Source organism: Variovorax sp. GW822-FHT04E09, from assembly GCF_058800845.1.
On sequence record NZ_JBXAMR010000004.1, the window covers coordinates 453,017 to 468,637 of the forward strand.

Sequence of the window (15,621 nt, forward strand, 5' to 3'; positions counted from 1 at the left end):
CCGCTCAGGCCACGCCGCCGTTGGCCCGCAGCACCTGCCCATTGACCCATCCCGCATCCGGCCCCGCCAGGAACGACACCACCGAGGCAATGTCTTCCGGCTGGCCCAGGCGCTGCAGCGGCGGCATCTGGGCGAAGGCCTGGATCTGTTCGTCGGTCTTGCCGTCCAGGAACAGCGAGGTCGCGACCGGGCCCGGCGCCACGGCGTTCACCGTGATGCGTCGGCCGCGCAGTTCCTTGGCGAAGACATGCGTGAAGGCCTCGACCGCCGCCTTGGTGGCGTTGTAGATCGCGTAGCCGGGCATGTGCAGCGCGAGCGTGGTGCTCGAGAAATTAACGATGCGCCCGCCCTCGACGAGCCGGGTCGCGGCCTCGCGCAGGGTGTTGAAGGTGCCGCGCACGTTGATGTCGAAGGTCTGGTCGTACAGCGCATCGCTGTGCGCGGCCAGCGGCGCGGTCTGGAGCACGCCGGCGTTGTTGACCAGCACGTCGACCGGGCCGAGCTGCGCTTCGACGGTGTCGAACATCGCGCGCACCGCGTCGGCGTTCGCCACGTCGGCCTGCACCGCGAGGGCGCGGGCGCCGGTGGCCTTCAGTTCGGCGACCAGCGCTTCGGCCGGCGCGGCGCCCGCGGCGTAGTTGACGGCGACGGCGAAACCGTCGGCGGCGAGCCGGCGGGCGATGGCGGCGCCGATGCCGCGCGAGGCGCCGGTAACGAGGGCGACGCGGGTGGGCAGCAAAGCAGAAGTGGCGGTGTTCATGGTGCGATTCCTTGGGGTGGTGAGTGGATGAATCGGATGTTCGGCCATTCCACTCAAAAGATAATCAGCACTTATTTGCCAATAAAATTCCATTTACTTAAACAATAGGCGCGAAAGGCGACCCCATGGACCGCTTCCAGGAAATGCAGGCCTTCGTGCGCATCGCCGAGCGCCAGAGCTTCACGCAGGCCTCGGACGACCTGCAGATTCCGCGCGCCACCCTCACCACGCTGATCCAGCGGCTCGAATCGCGCCTGGGCGCCCGGCTGCTCGAGCGCACCACGCGCACGGTGCGCCTCACGCAGGACGGCGAGGCCCACTACCAGCGCTGCGTGCGGCTGCTGGCGGACGTGGAGGAAGCCGAAGGCGCCTTCACCCACGCGGCGCCCCAGGGCCTGCTGCGCGTGAACCTGCAGGGCACGCTGGCGCGGCATTTCGTGGTGCCGGCGCTGCCCGCCTTCCTCGCCCGCCATCCGGGCCTGCAGCTGCACATCGGCGAGGACGACCGGCTGGTCGACCTGGTGCGCGAAGGCGTCGACTGCGTGCTGCGCGCCGGCCCGCTGCAGGACTCGTCGCTGGTCGCGCAGCGCGTGGCGCTGCTGCCGCAGGTGACGGTCGCGAGCCCCGGCTATCTCGCGGCGCACGGCGAGCCCGCCGACCTGGCCGCGCTGGCTTCGCACCGCGCGGTGCACTACGTGTCGAGCAGCACGGGCAAGGCGCTGCCGCTCGAGTTCACGGTCGACGGCCAGGTGCGGCCCGTGCAACTGGCCGCCACCGTGTCAGTCACAGGCGCCGACCTGTACACGGGCGCCGCCGTCGTGGGCCTCGGGCTGGTGCAGGTGCCGCGCTACCGCGTGGCGGCCGAGCTGGCGGACGGCCGCCTGCAGGCGGTGCTGCCGGGCTTTGCACCGCCGCCGATGCCGGTCTCGGTGCTGTATCCGCAGAACCGGCAGCTGTCGTCGCGCGTGCGCGTGTTCACGCAGTGGCTGCGCGGTCTCTTCGCAGAAGACACCGCACAAGCCTGAGCACGACTCAAGGCGCCTTGTACGACTTGGTGCTGTAGAGCTCGACCGGCAGCTTCTGCAGCAGCGACAGGCCCGAGCCGACATCCTTGGGCTTGGACTCGATGTAGTTGAAGAACACGTCGGCATCGAGCACACCGATGTCCAGGCGCCGCGCCGCGGGCACGGCGGCCAGCGTCTTGTAGCCGTCGCCGCCGCTGGCGTTGAAGCTCAGCACGAACAGCTTGTAGGTCTTGTCCAGGTCGAGCGGGCCCCACACGCCGGTGCCGGGCGCGCGCACCTCGATGTTGCTGGCGCGCTGGCCGTTGGCCTGCGTGGCATCGACGTCGAAGCGCAGGCCGCCGGTGTACGGGTACGGGCCGGTGGTGCCGCCCGGGCCGTACACGGCGTGCAGGCCGTCTTCGAGCATGCCCTTGACCTCGCGGCCGGTGACGTCGAGGCGGAACAGCATGTTGCCGAAGGGCAGCACCTGGATCACGCTCGCCGCCGTGACGTTGCCCGGCACCAGCGGAATGCGCGCGCCGCCGCCGCTTTGCAGCGAGATGTCGGCGCCGCCGTACTTGCTGTGGCCGATCTCCAGATAGGCCTGCGCCGCCATCTGCTGGATGTCGCCACCGCGCAGGCTCACGCTGCCCAGCGCGTTGCACGAGACGCTGGAACGCGAGTAGTCGACGGTGCCCGTGCCGCCGGGCACGCGGCGCGAGCACAGCTCTTCGGTCACGGTGGCCACCAGCGTGGTGTTGAACACCGCCACCTTGTCCTTGAAGGGCTGCAGCACGGCGGTGGCCGTGGGGTCGGGCGTGGTCACGCGCAGGAAGCCGCTGGCCGCCACGTCGGCCAGGAGGGCGCTGCGCTGGTTGGCATCGGCGGGCTTGCCGCCGACGCGGAAGTCGTCGCCGATCAGCACGTGCGGCGTGCCGCTGCAGGCCGTGACATCGCCCTTCTCGTCGAAGCTCACCTTCAGCTCGCCGACCACCTGGCTGTACTCCCAGGCGTGGACCAGGCAGACCTTCTTGCCGTCCTTGTCGGTCAGTGCCGTGGGGTAGGCACCGGCCGGCGAGCCCACGCCGTAGCGGGTGAGCGCGTCGGGGCCGATGAGCGTGTGCGAGTCGCCGCCCACCACGACGTCGACGCCGCTCAGGCGCGACGCGACCTGCTTGTCGTATTCGTAGCCGATGTGGCTCATGACGACGATCTTGTTCACGCCCTGGGCGCGCAACAGGTCGATCTCGCGCTGGGCGGCAACGGTCTCGTCCTCGAAGGTGGTGTCGGGGTCGGGGCTGGACGAGGCCTTGGTCTTGCCCGCGATGGTCAGGCCGACCAGGCCGATCTTCTCGCCGCCGCGTTCGAGCACCGTCGAGCGCTTCACGTAGCCGGGCGCCTTCGACGGGTGCAGCGCTGATTGGGCGCCGAAGTTCACGTTGGCGCTGAGCACCGGCGTCTGGCAGCTGCCCTTGCGCAGCAGGTCGAGAAAGCCCTTCAGGCCGGTGTCGCCCTTGTCGAACTCATGGTTGCCCAGCGTGAAGGCGTCGAAGCACACGGTGTTCATCAGCGCCGCATCGGCCTCGCCGTCGGCGCCCGCGCGGTTGAAGTACAGGGTGCCGGTGAGCGCGTCGCCGGCATGCAGCTTCAGCACGTTCGGCGACTGGGCGGCCAGCGCCTGGATCGCCGCGGTGACGCGCGGAAAGCCCGCCGCATTGACCGTGACCGCCACCGGCGCGCCGCCGCCCGCGTTGAGCTGCAGCGTCTTGTCTTTCGCTTCGAGGTTCGAGTGGTGGTCGTCGATGTGCAGGATCGTGAGGTCGATCGCCTTGCCCTGCGGTGCAGGCGCGGGAGCTGGCGCCGGCGGCGGCGCCACGGCGATCGGCGGGAACGCGACACCGCCGCCCCCACCACCACCGCAGGCGGCCATCACGCAGGCTGCAATCACCGTGGCAGCTGCTCCCACGACCCGTCGACTGTTGTTCATCACCATCTCGCACTCCGCTCCTGTTGATCGAGCGGGGATGCTGGCAACGGCGCATGACGTGTCCATGAAAGCACCTCATCGGGTGCGGGATGAGGCGACTTACGCGTTCTGACCGAGTGCTTCAGCGTGGCCTCGCGCGGACGCATCGCCGCGCAGGAATGCGAACACCACCACCGCTGTCAGCACCGTCACCCCGGCCAGCACACACAGCAGCGTTCCGAACGCCACGCCATACGCGTGCAGCAGCGCCGCGCGGCTCATGCCCGGCAGCAAGGCCAGCGCCTGCGCCAGATCGCCCGTCGCCACGCGCTGCGCCGCCTGCGACACCGCCACGGACGAAGGCGACGACGACGCCTTCAGCTGCAGCGCCACGAGGGCCGTGAGCCCCGCCCCCACCAGCGCCAGCGCGATGCCTTCCCCCGCGACGCGCACCGTGTTGAAGATGCCCGACGCCATGCCCGCCCGCTCGCGTGGCACCACGCTCACGGCCAGGCCGTCCATCAGCCCCCAGGGCAGGCCGATGCCCGCGCCGATCAAGAGCAGCGGGCCCACGAGGCCGTGCAAGGACGTGCCCGGCGCGCAGCGGGCGAGCCACACGAGCCCCGCCGCGCACACCAGCAGCCCCACCGCCGAGATCACACCCGCCGAGAACCGGTGCGCGAGCCACGCCGCCAGCGTCGGCACCACGAGGATCGGCCCCGACAGCGCGAACATGAAACCGCCCGCCTCCAGCGCGCTGCGCCCTTCGAGCCCGATGAAGCGGATCGGCAGCAGCACCAGCAGCACGACAAAACCGTAGGCCGGCGCCGCGGCCAGCAGCTGCACGCCGACGAAGCGCGGAAAGCGGAACAGCGACAGGTCGAGCATCGGATGCGCCACGCGCCGCTCGATGGCGATGAAAGCCGCGCCCATGGCCAGCGCGCCGGCCAGCGCCGCGAGCACCCACGGGCTGCCCCAGCCGCTGTCGGGCGCCTGCAGCACGCCCAGCGTGAGCAGGCTCAGCGCGGCCGTGAAGCTCAGCGTGCCCGGCACGTCCAGCCCCCTCGCCTGCGGGTTGCGCGACTCGCGCATGCGCGGCGCGGCCAGGCACAGCGCGACGAGGCTCACGGCGCCGGGGCTCAGCATCACGGCGTGCCAGCCGACGGTGTCGGCCAGCCAGCCCGAGAGGATCGATCCGCACGACAGCCCCACGCCGAACGAGGTGCCGATGAGGCTGAACGCCCGCAGACGCGCCGGCCCGTCGAACACCTGCGCCAGCGCCGCCGTGCCCGCCGCGAAGGCCGCCGCCGAACCCAGCCCCTGCACGGCGCGCGCGAGGTCGAAGGCGACGATGCCCGGCGCCAGCGTCAGCAGCGCGCTGCTCAGCGCCACCACCGCCAGGCCCAGCAGGAAGACGCGCTTGCGCCCGTACGCATCGGCCAGTGCACCGGCCGCCATCAGCGTGGCGCCGAAGCTCAGCATGAAGGCGTTGGTCACCCAGTTGAGCTGCACCGGCGTGCCGCCCAGCGCGTCGCGGATCGCGGGCAGCACCACGGCCGGGCCGGTGAAGCTCAGCGGCATGCCGAGCGCGGCCAGGCAGACGGCGGCGAGCAGCCAGGCCTTGTTGGAATCGGGGGAAGACATCGGGAGGGCTTTCACGCGGGAGAAGGAAAAGGGAAATGCGTGAAGCGAAGATAAAAAGGATTCAATGAAACGAAAATGGGCCCTCAGCTCCTCACACTGCCAACCCCAGGTTGCCAATCAAGCCCATGGACAGCTTCAGCGGACTCGAATCCTTCGTGCGGGCGGCCGACCTGCAGAGCTTTGCGCGGGCGGGCCGCGACCTGGGCATCTCGGCCTCGGCCGTAGGCAAGAACGTCGCGCGGCTCGAGGCGCAGATGGGCGTGCGCCTGTTCCACCGCACCACGCGGCAGGTGCGGCTCACGGCCGAGGGCACGATGTTCCACGAGCGCTGCCGCCGCATCCTCGACGAGCTCGGCGACGCGCGCGCCATGCTGCAGGACGCCGTCGCCACGCCGCGCGGCCGCCTGCGCGTGAGCCTGCCGACCATCGGCTACCGCTTTCTGCTGCCGATCCTGCCGGCGTTCAAGGCGCGCTTTCCCGAGATCGAACTCGACCTCGACTTCAACGACCGGCTGGTCGACGTGGTGGCCGAGGGTGTCGACGTGGCCATCCGCAGTGGCGAGCTGGTCGACTCGCAGCTCGTGGCGCGCCGCCTCGGCCCGTTCAGCTTCGTGCTCGCGGCCTCGCCGGCCTACCTGGCGCGGCACGGCGTGCCGCAGGTGCCGGCCGACCTCGCCCGCCACAGCTGCCTGCGCTACAAGTTCGTGACCGGCGGAAAGATCGAAGATTGGGACCTGCCCGGCCTGCCGCCCCAGCTGCCGCCGGGCCTGGTCTGCAACAACATGGAAGCCATGCTGGGCGCCGCTGTCGCAGGACTGGGCATTGCCTACATGCCCGACTTCCTGGCGCGCGACGCACTGCGCCGTGGCGAGCTGCAGCGCGTGCTGGCCGCGCACCTCGTGCGGCAGGGGCAATTCTCGGCGCTGTGGCCGTCGAGCCGGCAGTTGTCGCCGAAGGTGCGGGCGTTTGTGGACTTTGCGGGTGAGCACATGTTCAGGGACGATGGCGCAGACACACACACGAGCTAGAACCGATTCAGACCACAATCCGTCTGATCCACGGCACCGACGGGACGCGCAATGAGTTCTTCCATGCAGGTCAAATCCACCGACGATCCCGAGAGTCATGCCGCAGAGGTCGTGCAGCCCCTTTCAGCCCGCTCCTGCGAAGAACACGAAGAAACACCCGCGCTGTTGAGAGTCTTGGAGCACGGCAGTTCCGAAATCGAACAGAACCAATTCCGGCCTTCGGATGAAGTGTTCGCTGAACTGGACCAGGAAGACACGCGCAGTACTTCAGCATGAAGCGCTCGACGGACCGGCGCGACATCATGTTCGCGCCCATCCTCTCGCTCCACGACGCCTACACGATGGGGCGGGAATTCCTGCAAGGCACCGCGCGCTGACGCGGGTGCCGGGCCGGATCAAGCAGCAGCTTCAGCGACGACTTCAGTGACGACGCGTGGCTCGGCGGGCAACGCCTCGGCCTGCGGGGCGCTCTCCTTGGGCGGCGTCTTCACAGGCTCGCTCCCCATCCGGCTCAGCGCCAACGCCACCTGCAACGGATACAGCGTGCGCACGTCGCCCTCGGCCTTGTTGCTCACCGTCGTGCCGTCGGCCTCGCTCATGCGGGCCGTGCGCACTGCGTCGAGCCGGTGGGTCGGCACCATGAACGGCGAGTGCGTCGTGTACAGGATCTGGTTGGCGAAGTCGTGCTCCAGGTGCGCCAGCAGATCGGCCTGCGAATGCGCGTGCAGGTGCAGGCCGGGCTCGTCCAGCAGCAGGATCGCATCGCTCGCGCCCTTCGTGTCCGCGAAGAACGCGACGTAGAACGAGAAGAACCACTGGAAGCCGCGGCTGCGTTCGTCGAGGTTCACTTCCACCTCGTAGGCGGCGTTGGGGTCGGACACCAGCGTCTCCAGGTGCTGCCCGTCGAGGTTGAAGCGGACCTTGAGTTCGCGGTCTTTCCACACGCGGCGGATTTCCGAGGTGACGACCGAGCCCGCCCGGTTCACCAACTGATTGCGCGTCGCCAGGTCGTTCTTCGCCAGCAGGTCCTGCAGCTGCTGCGGGTCGAGCCCCGCCACCTGGCACAGCTTCTCGAAATTGCGCTCGCCCGCCGTGCGCTCGCCCCAGCCCTTGCGCGTGAGGTACTCGGCGATGTTCTGGCGGCCGGGCAGCGAGGCGTAGTCCTCGACGTAGATGAAGCGCGGCAGTTTCTCCAGCACCCAGGCGCGGGCGCGGGCCAGCGCGGGCTGGTCGTTGTCGATCGTGCGCGCCAGCTCCTCGAGCTCGGTCAGCATCTGCGCCTGCTTGTCGGCGATCTCGGCGCCGGCCGTGGCCAGCGCCTGGCGCAGCGCCTGCAGTGCCAGCAGTGCGCCGGCCGACCACTTGACGAAGTCGGGGCTCGGGATCATGGCGGCGTCGAAGGCGTCGGCCTCCTGTTCGAGCGGCGCCTTCAACTCGTCGGCGACCTTCTCGGCCGCGGCCTTCACGGCGGGCACGATCTTGCGCACCTTGGCCTTGATGTCGCTCACGTCGATCGACAGTGGGCCCAGGCCCTCGAAGCCGGTCGTGCGCGTGGCGCCGTAGCCGCGCCCGGCCGTGACCTGGCGCACGCCGGCCGCGCGCGGCAGGATGGCGGCGAGTGCCAACTGCTCGGAGGCGTCGAGGTCCCAGCGCGTGTGCACCACCGGGGTGTCGTCGGTGCATTCGTCCAGGCGGCGGTGCCGCGGAAAGTCCTTGATGGGGCTGAGTGCCGTGAGCCCGTCGGTCGGGTTCAGGCTGTGCAACGCGCGCAGCAGGTTCGACTTGCCGCTGTCATTTCGGCCGAGGATCGCTGTGATCTGGGAGGAATCGATGGAGCCGCTGTCGTGGATCGAGCGATAGTTGGTGATCTGGAATGACGCCAAGCGCATGCAGGAATTTCTCTTCTGAATTGAATACGGGGCCGGGGAATGTATTGCATCCCCGGCCCCGTCCTGCCGATCGCGGAAGAAAAAAACTGTACGGGCCTGCGCTGCCCTACTCGGCCGCGCGGCGCAGCGTGTCGACCACCGGCCGGCGCAGCACATCGCGCAGACCCCACCACCCCGCCGCCAGCGCCAGCACCGCGCCGGCCAGCGCGCCGGCCACCGGCACGAGCGGCGACGCGGTCCAGGTGAACTCGAACACGTAGCGCGCGAGCCCCCAGCCGATCACCGAGGCCACGATGCTCGCCAGGAAGCCCGCCAGCAGGCCGACGCCCACCAGCTCGGCGCGCTGCACCTGCCGCAGCAGGCTGGCACGCGCGCCCACGGCGCGCATCACGGCGAACTCGCGCGCACGCTCCTCGCGCGTGGCGGTGACGGCCGCGAACAGCACCACCAGCCCGGCCGCCAGCGTGAAGCCGAACAGGAACTCGACCGCGCGCACCACCTGGTCGAGCACGCGCTGCACCTGGTTGATGGTGGCGCTCATGTCGACGTTGGTCACATTGGGAAAGCTGCGCACCAGCGCGTTGTCGAAGCCGCGCGTCTCGGGTGCGCGGAAGGCGCCCATGTAGGTCACGGGCACGTCGGCCAGCGAGGCCACGGTGTACATCACGAAGAAGTTGGCGTGCAGCGAGCCCCAGTCGACCTTGCGCAGCGAGGTGATGCGCGCGTCGTTCTGCATGCCGCCGATGTCGAAGCGCAAGGTGTCGCCCAGCTTCAGGCCCAGCGTCTGGGCCAGGCCTTCTTCCACGCTCACCTCGTTCTTCGCCTCGGGCGTCCAGGCGCCGGCGGTGACGCTGTTGTGCGCGGGCGCCTCGGTGCTGTTGCTCAGGTTGAACTCGCGGTCCACCAGGCGCTTGGCGCGGTCCTCGGTGTAGTCGTCGGGCGTCACGGGCTTGTCGTTGATCGCCACCAGCCGGCCGCGGATCATCGGGTACCAGTCGAACTTGGCGACGCCCGCGTCGCGCAGCGTCTTCTGGAACGCCTCGCTCTGCTCGGGCATCACGTTGATGACGAAGCGGTTGGGCGCATCGGGCGGCGTGGCCTTGCGCCAGCTCGCCACGAGGTCGGTGCGCAGCAGCACGAGCAGCACCAGCGCCAGCAGGCCCACGGCGAGCGCGCTGACCTGCACCACGGCGTAGGCCGGGCGCGCCGAGATCTGCCGCGTGGCCAGCACCAGCCAGCGCGGCGCGGTGGTCTCGCTGACGCTGCGACGCAGCACCTTCACGGCCAGCCAGCTCAGCAGCGCGAACACGGCCACGGCGCCGGCAAAGCCGCCGACCGCAATGAGGCCCAGCTTGAGGTCACTGCTGGCCGCCATCAGCAGCGCCGCGAAGCCCGCCACGCCGATGCCGAGCACGGCGAGCGACGCGGGCTTGAGCCCGCCCACATCACGACGGATCACGCGCAGCGGCGGCACGCGCGCCAGCTGCAGCACCGGCGGCAGGCCGAAGGCGAACAGCAGCGTGAGCCCCATGCCCAGGCCGAAGGCCACGGGCCACAGCGTGGCGGCGGGCAAGGCGGTCTCGACCAGCCCGGCCAACAGCAGCACGAAGACATAGTGCACGGCGAAGCCGATGGCCACGCCGATCGCGCTGGCCACGGTGCCGATCACAGCGAACTCGAAGGCGTAGGCCGCGGCGATGGTGCGCTGGCTCTGGCCCAGCACGCGCAGCATGGCGCAGTCGTCCAGGTGGCTGGCCGCGAAGCCGCGCGCGGCCAGCGCCACGGCCACGGCCGACAGCAGCGCCGCGAGCAGCGCGACCAGGCTCAGGAATTTTTCGGCGCGGTCCAGCGTCTGGCGCATCTCGGGCCGGCCGCCTTCGAAGGAGTCGAGCCGCACGCCGCGCAGCTCGCCCTTCTTGATGGTGGCGTCGGCCCATTCGGTGAAGCGCTTCACGGCGGCATCGTCGCCCGCCACGGCGTAGCGGTAGCCCACGCGGCTGGCCGGCTGCACGAGGCCGGTGCGCGCCACGTCGGCCTGGTTGAGCATCACGCGCGGCGAAAAACTCATGAAGCCCGCGCCCCGGTCGGGCTCCAGCGTGATCACGCGGCCCACGCGCAGGCCGGTGTCGCCCAGCAGCAGCGTGTCGCCGACCTTCAGGCCCAGCGAGTCGAGCAGCGAGGCATCGACCCAGACCTCGCCCGATGCCGGCACGTCGCGCGTCACCGCGCCCGCGCCCTCGGCCGTGGTCGCTGTCTGCAGGTTGCCGCGCAGCGGGTAGCCCGGCGTCACGGCCTTCAGGGCCACGAGCTTGCTGGCGCCGCCCTGGGCGTCTTCCGCTCGCGCCATGGTGGGAAAGCCGAAGGTGCCGGTGCCCGCGAGGCCGAGCGACTTCGCCTGTGCGATGAAAGTTTCGGGCGTCGGGTTGTCGCTCACGACCACCGCGTCGCCGCCCAGCAGCTGGCGCGCGTCGCGCTGCAGCCCGCCCTGCAATCGGTCGGCGAAGAAGCCGACCGCCGTGAGCGCGGCCACGGCCAGCACCACGGCCACGATCAAGAGGCGCAGCTCGCCGGCGCGCAGGTCGCGCCAGAGCGTGCGCCAGCCAAGGCGAAGGGAAGCGTTCATGGCGCGAACGATAGCCGACGCCTACCGGCACCGGCGGACTCAAGGGTTATTGAATGAAGGGGCCGCCAGGTGTTGCCCGCTGCGCGGACCTGTCGCACGATGCGAAAAAGAAACGAAGGAGCGCGTGTCGATGACGACCCCACCCGCCCGGCGGGGCCCCGGCTCAGGGCAGCACGGCGAGGCCCGGCGCGCCAGCTTCCACGCGGCCGATGACCGCTGCCTGCCCGAAGCCTTCGTTGCGGAAGATCTCCAGCACCGCCTCGACCGCCTCGGGCGCGCAGCTCACGAGCAGGCCGCCCGAGGTCTGCGGGTCGGTCATGAGCGCCTGCGCGGTGGCCGGCAGGCCCTCGTGCAACTGCACGTCGGCGCCGTAGCCCGCCCAGTTGCGGCCCGACGCGCCGGTGACCAGCCCGCCGCCGGCCATGGCGATCACGTTGTCGAGCAGCGGCACGCGCGACCACTCGACCACCGCCGCGAGCCCCGCGCCACGCGCGAGTTCGAGCGCGTGGCCGGCCAGGCCGAAGCCGGTGACGTCGGTCAGCGCATGCACGCCGTCGAGCGCCGACAGCGCGATGCCGGGCGTGTTGAGCTTGGTCGTGTTCTCGATCAGCTGGCGGTAGCCGGCCTCGGACAGCTGCTGCTTCTTGAGCGCCGCCGACAGCACGCCCACGCCCAGCGGCTTGCCCAGCACCAGCACGTCGCCCGCCTGCGCGTCGGCATTGCGCCGCACGCGCTTGGGGTGCACCAGCCCCATCGCGACCAGCCCGTAGATCGGCTCGACCGAATCGATGGTGTGGCCGCCCGCAATGGGAATGCCGGCCGCGCGGCACACGTCCTGCCCGCCGCGCACGATCTCGGCGATGACTTCCACCGGCAGCTGGTTGATCGGCATGGCGACCAGCGCCAGCGCCATGATCGGGCGCCCGCCCATCGCGTAGACATCGCTGATCGCGTTGGTCGCAGCGATGCGGCCGAACTCGTAGGGGTCGTCCACGATGGGCATGAAGAAATCGGTGGTGGCGATCAGCGCCTGCTCGTCGTTGAGCCGGTAGACTGCCGCGTCGTCGGCGGTCTCGATGCCGACCATGAGCTCGGGCGGAATCAGCCCGCCCGCATGGTTCTTGAGGATCTGCGACAGCACGCCCGGCGCGATCTTGCAGCCGCAGCCGCCCCCATGCGAGAAGCTGGTGAGCCGCAGCGGCGCCAACGGATTCAGGAGCTTGGAAGGTGCGGCTTCGATCATGGCGGCAGGTCGGTCGAATGGAACAAGCCGCGATTATCGAAGCCCGCACCGCCGTCTGCCCACGTGCCCCGACACACCCTTTTCTTTTTCCACTGAACGCGTCATCACACCATGCAAACGAAACAAACCGTGTCCCGGCTCGCCCTCGCGCTGGCCCTGTCCCTCACCGCCGTGAGCGCCTTCGCCCAGGGCGTGCTGCGCGTGTCGGCCATTCCCGACGAGGCGCCCACCGAGCTGCAGCGCAAGTTCACGCCGCTGGGCGACTACCTGAAGAAGGAAACCGGCATGGACGTGCAGTTCACGCCCGTGACCGACTACGCCGCCGTGGTCGAGGGCCTGGCCACCAACAAGATCGACCTGGCGTGGCTGGGCGGCTTCACCTTCGTGCAGGCGCGCATCCGCACCAACGGCGGCGCGGTGCCGATCGTGCAGCGCGCGGAAGACGAGGTGTTCACCAGCAAGTTCATCGTGCCGATCGACAGCCCCGCCAAGACCCTGGCCGACCTGAAGGGCAAGACCTTCGCCTTCGGCGCGCCCTCGTCCACCTCGGGCAGCCTGATGCCGCGCTACTTCCTGCTGCAGGCGGGCATCAATCCCGAGAAGGACTTCAAGACCGTCGCGTTCTCGGGCGCGCACGACGCCACCGTGGCCTTCGTGGCCGCCTCGCGCGCCGAAGCGGGCGTGCTCAACGCCTCGGTGTGGGACAAGCTGGTCGAGGCCAAGAACCCCAACGCCGCCAAGGTGCGCGTGCTGGCCACCACGCCGACCTACTACGACTACAACTGGACCGTGCGCCCCGGCCTGGACGCCGCCGTGACGAAGAAGCTGACCGACGCCTTCCTGAAGCTGGACCCGGCCAACCCGGCGCACAAGGAGATCATGGCGCTGCAGCGCGCGAGCAAGTTCATTCCCACCAAGTCGTCGAACTACGACGGCATCGAGACGGCGGGCAAGTCGGCCGGCCTCATCAAGTGAGCGGACTGCGCGGATGAGTTTTTCGCTCGACAGCGCGGGCGTGGTGCACCCCAACGGCCAGCGCGCGCTGGCCGGCGTGACGCTGGCCGCGCGCGACGGCGAGCGCATCGCCGTCATCGGGCCCTCGGGCGCGGGCAAGACCACGCTGCTGCGCGTGCTCGGCGCGGCGCTGCGGCCCGGCGAAGGCCAGGTGCAGGCGCTGGGCCAGCACCCGTGGCGGCTGCCGGCGCGTGCGCTCAAGCAGCTGCGCGCGCGCATCGGCACCGTGCACCAGGCGCCGCCGATCGCGCCGCGCCTGCGCGTGGTCACGGCCGTGCTCGCGGGCCGGCTCGGCCAGTGGTCGACGGCGCGCGCGCTGGGTTCGCTGTTCTATCCGTCCGACATCGCGGGCGCGCATGCGGCGCTGGCCCGGCTCGCGCTCGAAGACCGGCTGTTCGACCGTTGCGACCGCCTCTCGGGCGGCCAGCTGCAGCGCGTGGGCATCGCGCGCGTGCTGTACCAGCGCCCCGCACTGCTGCTGGCGGACGAGCCAGTGTCGGCGCTCGACCCCACGCTCGCGCACGCGGCCGTGGGCCAGCTGGTGGCGCAGAGCGAATCGACCGGCGCCACGCTGGTCGCGTCGCTGCACGCGGTCGACCTGGCGCTGCGCTGGTTTCCGCGCATCGTGGGCATGCGCGACGGGCAGGTCGCCTTCGACCTGCCGGCCGCCGAGGTGACGCCGGCGCTGCTCGAGGCGCTCTACGCGAGCGAAGGCGGCGTGGCGACGCAAGGACCGGTCGCCCTCACGGCAGGCACGGTCGAACCGGCCTTCCATCGGCCGGACTGCCCGTGACGGCGACACTCGCCCACCCCGCCCTGCGCGATCCGCACGCGGGCCGCCGCCTGGCCGCCTGGCTCGCGGCGCTGGCCGTCGCCTGGCCGGTGCTCGCGCTCTCCGAATTCAAGCCCTGGGCGCTGTTCGGCAGCGGCAACCTCGCGGTCATCGGCGGCTTTCTTGCGGGCTTCTTCCCGCCCGACAGCTCGCCGGCCTTTCTCGCGCTGCTCGCCAAGGCCACGCTCGAGACCCTGGCCATGGCCACGGCCGGCACGGCCATGGCGCTGCTGATCGGCGCGCCGCTGGGCTTCGTGACCACGCGCGCGCTCTCCATCTCTCGCATCGGACCCGGCCCTGGCCGGCTGCAGGCCGGCGTCGTCCGGCAGGCGGCGCGCTGGCTGCTGATGGTGCTGCGCGCCATTCCCGAGATCGTGTGGGCGCTGCTGTTCGTGCGCGCGCTCGGGCTCGGCCCCGCGGCCGGCGTGCTGGCGCTGGCCATCACCTACGGCGGCATGCTCGGCAAGGTCTACGCCGAGATCCTCGAATCGACCGACACGCGCCCCGCGCGCGCCCTGCTCGAAAGCGGCAGCGGCCGGCTTGCGGCACTGTGCTACGGCCTGCTGCCGCACACGGCGCAGGAGCTGGCCTCGTACACCGTGTACCGCTGGGAATGCGCGGTGCGCGCCTCGGTGGTGATGGGCTTCGTGGGCGCGGGCGGCCTCGGGCAGCTGATGGACCAGTCGATGAAGATGCTCAACGGCGGCGAGGCCAGCAGCATCCTGCTGGTGTTTCTCGCGCTCGTGCTGCTGGCCGACATGCTGAGCAACGCGCTGCGAAAGCTCCTGGCATGACGACGCTGCCGCCGCGCCCTCCTTTGTGCCTGCGCTGCTGGCTCGCCGTCGCGCTGATCGCCGCAGCGGTGATCGCGAGCTTCGTCTACCTGGGCATCGACTACGGCGCGCTGGGCTCGGCCGAATCGCTCAAGCTCATGGGCAAGTTCATCGCCGAGTTCTTCCCGCCCGACGTGTCGCCCGAGTTCCTGGCCAAGGTCGGCCACGGCGCGCTGCAGACGCTCGCGGTGTCGGCGCTGGGCACCGTGCTGGCCGCCGTGGCGGGCGCCGTGCTCGCGCTGCCGGCCTCGGGCCGCATCGGCGGGCCACTGCGCCATGGCGCGCGCTTCGTGCTCAACTTCTTGCGCAGCGTGCCCGAGCTGGTGTGGGCCGCGCTGATGGTGCTGGCCGCCGGCATCGGGCCGTTCGCGGGCGCGCTGGCGCTGTCGCTGCACACGACCGGCGTGCTCGGCCGCCTCTTCGCCGAAGCGCTGGAGAACGCGCCGCGCGAGCCCGAGCAGGCCCTGGCGCTCTCGGGCGCCGGCCCGGTCGCCGCCTTCAGCTACGCCAGCCTGCCGATCGTGCTGCCGCAGTGGGTGGCCTACACGCTCTACCGCTGGGAAATGAACATCCGCATGGCGGCTGTGCTGGGCTTCGTGGGCGGCGGCGGGCTGGGCCAGCTGCTGTACTTCCACCTGTCGATCTTCCAGCAGCAGCAGGCGATGACGGTGCTGATCGCCATGTTCGTGCTGGTCACCTTTGTCGACTTGGCGAGTGCTCGCTTGCGAAAGGGCCTAGGTCCCGCCTACGCCTGAGTGGCCGACAATGGCGGCATGAGGTCCCTT

At 70.5% G+C, this 15,621-nt stretch carries 13 protein-coding genes; 7 read left to right on the top strand and 6 right to left on the bottom strand.

Going from position 1 to position 15,621, the window contains the following annotated elements; genetic code table 11:
• Positions 1 to 4: 4 nt before the first annotated feature.
• Positions 5 to 760 carry an SDR family oxidoreductase gene (locus AC1RL8_RS19120; protein WP_492685816.1) on the bottom strand — a complete coding sequence of 252 codons (756 nt, stop codon included), beginning with the start codon at positions 758 to 760 and terminating at the stop codon, positions 5 to 7.
• Between the two features lie 125 nt (positions 761 to 885).
• Here AC1RL8_RS19120 and AC1RL8_RS19125 point away from each other — a divergent pair, with 125 nt between their 5' ends.
• Positions 886 to 1,785, top strand: coding sequence for a LysR family transcriptional regulator (locus AC1RL8_RS19125; RefSeq protein WP_492685815.1), 900 nt, complete (start codon positions 886 to 888; stop codon positions 1,783 to 1,785).
• A gap of 7 nt (positions 1,786 to 1,792) precedes the next feature.
• Here AC1RL8_RS19125 and AC1RL8_RS19130 read toward each other — a convergent pair whose 3' ends face one another.
• Positions 1,793 to 3,751 carry a bifunctional metallophosphatase/5'-nucleotidase gene (locus AC1RL8_RS19130; protein ID WP_492685814.1) on the bottom strand — a complete coding sequence of 653 codons (1,959 nt, stop codon included), beginning with the start codon at positions 3,749 to 3,751 and terminating at the stop codon, positions 1,793 to 1,795.
• 99 nt (positions 3,752 to 3,850) lie between these two features.
• Positions 3,851 to 5,374: an MFS transporter gene (locus AC1RL8_RS19135; RefSeq protein WP_492685813.1), complete on the bottom strand. Its 1,524-nt coding sequence runs from the start codon at positions 5,372 to 5,374 to the stop codon at positions 3,851 to 3,853.
• A 125-nt stretch (positions 5,375 to 5,499) separates the two neighbouring features.
• Between AC1RL8_RS19135 and AC1RL8_RS19140 the strand changes: the two genes are divergently transcribed.
• Positions 5,500 to 6,402, top strand: a complete 903-nt coding sequence (locus AC1RL8_RS19140) for a LysR family transcriptional regulator (protein WP_492685812.1) — start codon at positions 5,500 to 5,502, stop codon at positions 6,400 to 6,402.
• Positions 6,403 to 6,465: 63 nt separating this feature from the next.
• The gene (locus tag AC1RL8_RS19145) at positions 6,466 to 6,678 is read left to right on the top strand and encodes a prevent-host-death protein (protein WP_492685811.1); all 213 of its coding nucleotides are present in this window, start codon (positions 6,466 to 6,468) and stop codon (positions 6,676 to 6,678) included.
• A gap of 119 nt (positions 6,679 to 6,797) precedes the next feature.
• On the opposite strand, the gene AC1RL8_RS19150 is transcribed toward AC1RL8_RS19145, so the two are convergent.
• The 3 genes from AC1RL8_RS19150 to selD form a co-directional block, all read right to left on the bottom strand.
• The gene (locus AC1RL8_RS19150; RefSeq protein WP_492685810.1) at positions 6,798 to 8,291 is read right to left on the bottom strand and encodes an AAA family ATPase; all 1,494 of its coding nucleotides are present in this window, start codon (positions 8,289 to 8,291) and stop codon (positions 6,798 to 6,800) included.
• Between the two features lie 106 nt (positions 8,292 to 8,397).
• Positions 8,398 to 10,914 carry an ABC transporter permease gene (locus AC1RL8_RS19155; protein ID WP_139700252.1) on the bottom strand — a complete coding sequence of 839 codons (2,517 nt, stop codon included), beginning with the start codon at positions 10,912 to 10,914 and terminating at the stop codon, positions 8,398 to 8,400.
• 163 nt (positions 10,915 to 11,077) lie between these two features.
• Complete coding sequence (gene selD / locus AC1RL8_RS19160) at positions 11,078 to 12,157, bottom strand: selenide, water dikinase SelD (RefSeq protein WP_492685809.1); 1,080 nt, start codon at positions 12,155 to 12,157, stop codon at positions 11,078 to 11,080.
• 111 nt (positions 12,158 to 12,268) lie between these two features.
• Between selD and AC1RL8_RS19165 the strand changes: the two genes are divergently transcribed.
• Genes AC1RL8_RS19165 through phnE form a run of 4 tightly spaced genes read left to right on the top strand, consistent with a single transcriptional unit; the run spans position 12,269 to position 15,591 of the window.
• Positions 12,269 to 13,132, top strand: a complete 864-nt coding sequence (locus AC1RL8_RS19165; protein WP_492685808.1) for a putative selenate ABC transporter substrate-binding protein — start codon at positions 12,269 to 12,271, stop codon at positions 13,130 to 13,132.
• Positions 13,133 to 13,145: 13 nt separating this feature from the next.
• Positions 13,146 to 13,964 (top strand): phosphonate ABC transporter ATP-binding protein, encoded by an 819-nt coding sequence (locus tag AC1RL8_RS19170; RefSeq protein ID WP_492685807.1) that lies wholly within the window; start codon positions 13,146 to 13,148, stop codon positions 13,962 to 13,964.
• Positions 13,961 to 14,797 carry a PhnE/PtxC family ABC transporter permease gene (locus AC1RL8_RS19175; RefSeq protein ID WP_492685806.1) on the top strand — a complete coding sequence of 279 codons (837 nt, stop codon included), beginning with the start codon at positions 13,961 to 13,963 and terminating at the stop codon, positions 14,795 to 14,797. Before AC1RL8_RS19170 ends, AC1RL8_RS19175 begins: the two co-directional genes overlap by 4 nt.
• Positions 14,794 to 15,591, top strand: coding sequence for a phosphonate ABC transporter, permease protein PhnE (gene phnE, locus AC1RL8_RS19180; RefSeq protein ID WP_492685805.1), 798 nt, complete (start codon positions 14,794 to 14,796; stop codon positions 15,589 to 15,591). The genes AC1RL8_RS19175 and phnE overlap by 4 nt, the downstream gene beginning before the upstream one ends.
• Positions 15,592 to 15,621 lie beyond the last annotated feature (30 nt).

Excerpts from the sequence above, each read along its gene's own strand:
- AC1RL8_RS19145 (WP_492685811.1), top strand. The coding sequence starts at position 6,466 with ATGCAGGTCAAATCCACCGACGATCCCGAGAGTCATGCCGCAGAGGTC.
- AC1RL8_RS19165 (WP_492685808.1), top strand. The coding sequence starts at position 12,269 with ATGCAAACGAAACAAACCGTGTCCCGGCTCGCCCTCGCGCTGGCCCTG.
- AC1RL8_RS19170 (WP_492685807.1), top strand. The coding sequence starts at position 13,146 with ATGAGTTTTTCGCTCGACAGCGCGGGCGTGGTGCACCCCAACGGCCAG.
- phnE (WP_492685805.1), top strand. The coding sequence starts at position 14,794 with ATGACGACGCTGCCGCCGCGCCCTCCTTTGTGCCTGCGCTGCTGGCTC.
- AC1RL8_RS19140 (WP_492685812.1), top strand. The coding sequence starts at position 5,500 with ATGGACAGCTTCAGCGGACTCGAATCCTTCGTGCGGGCGGCCGACCTG.
- AC1RL8_RS19135 (WP_492685813.1), bottom strand. The coding sequence starts at position 5,374 with ATGTCTTCCCCCGATTCCAACAAGGCCTGGCTGCTCGCCGCCGTCTGC.
- selD (WP_492685809.1), bottom strand. The coding sequence starts at position 12,157 with ATGATCGAAGCCGCACCTTCCAAGCTCCTGAATCCGTTGGCGCCGCTG.
- AC1RL8_RS19130 (WP_492685814.1), bottom strand. The coding sequence starts at position 3,751 with ATGAACAACAGTCGACGGGTCGTGGGAGCAGCTGCCACGGTGATTGCA.
- AC1RL8_RS19125 (WP_492685815.1), top strand. The coding sequence starts at position 886 with ATGGACCGCTTCCAGGAAATGCAGGCCTTCGTGCGCATCGCCGAGCGC.
- AC1RL8_RS19155 (WP_139700252.1), bottom strand. The coding sequence starts at position 10,914 with ATGAACGCTTCCCTTCGCCTTGGCTGGCGCACGCTCTGGCGCGACCTG.
- AC1RL8_RS19120 (WP_492685816.1), bottom strand. The coding sequence starts at position 760 with ATGAACACCGCCACTTCTGCTTTGCTGCCCACCCGCGTCGCCCTCGTT.
- AC1RL8_RS19150 (WP_492685810.1), bottom strand. The coding sequence starts at position 8,291 with ATGCGCTTGGCGTCATTCCAGATCACCAACTATCGCTCGATCCACGAC.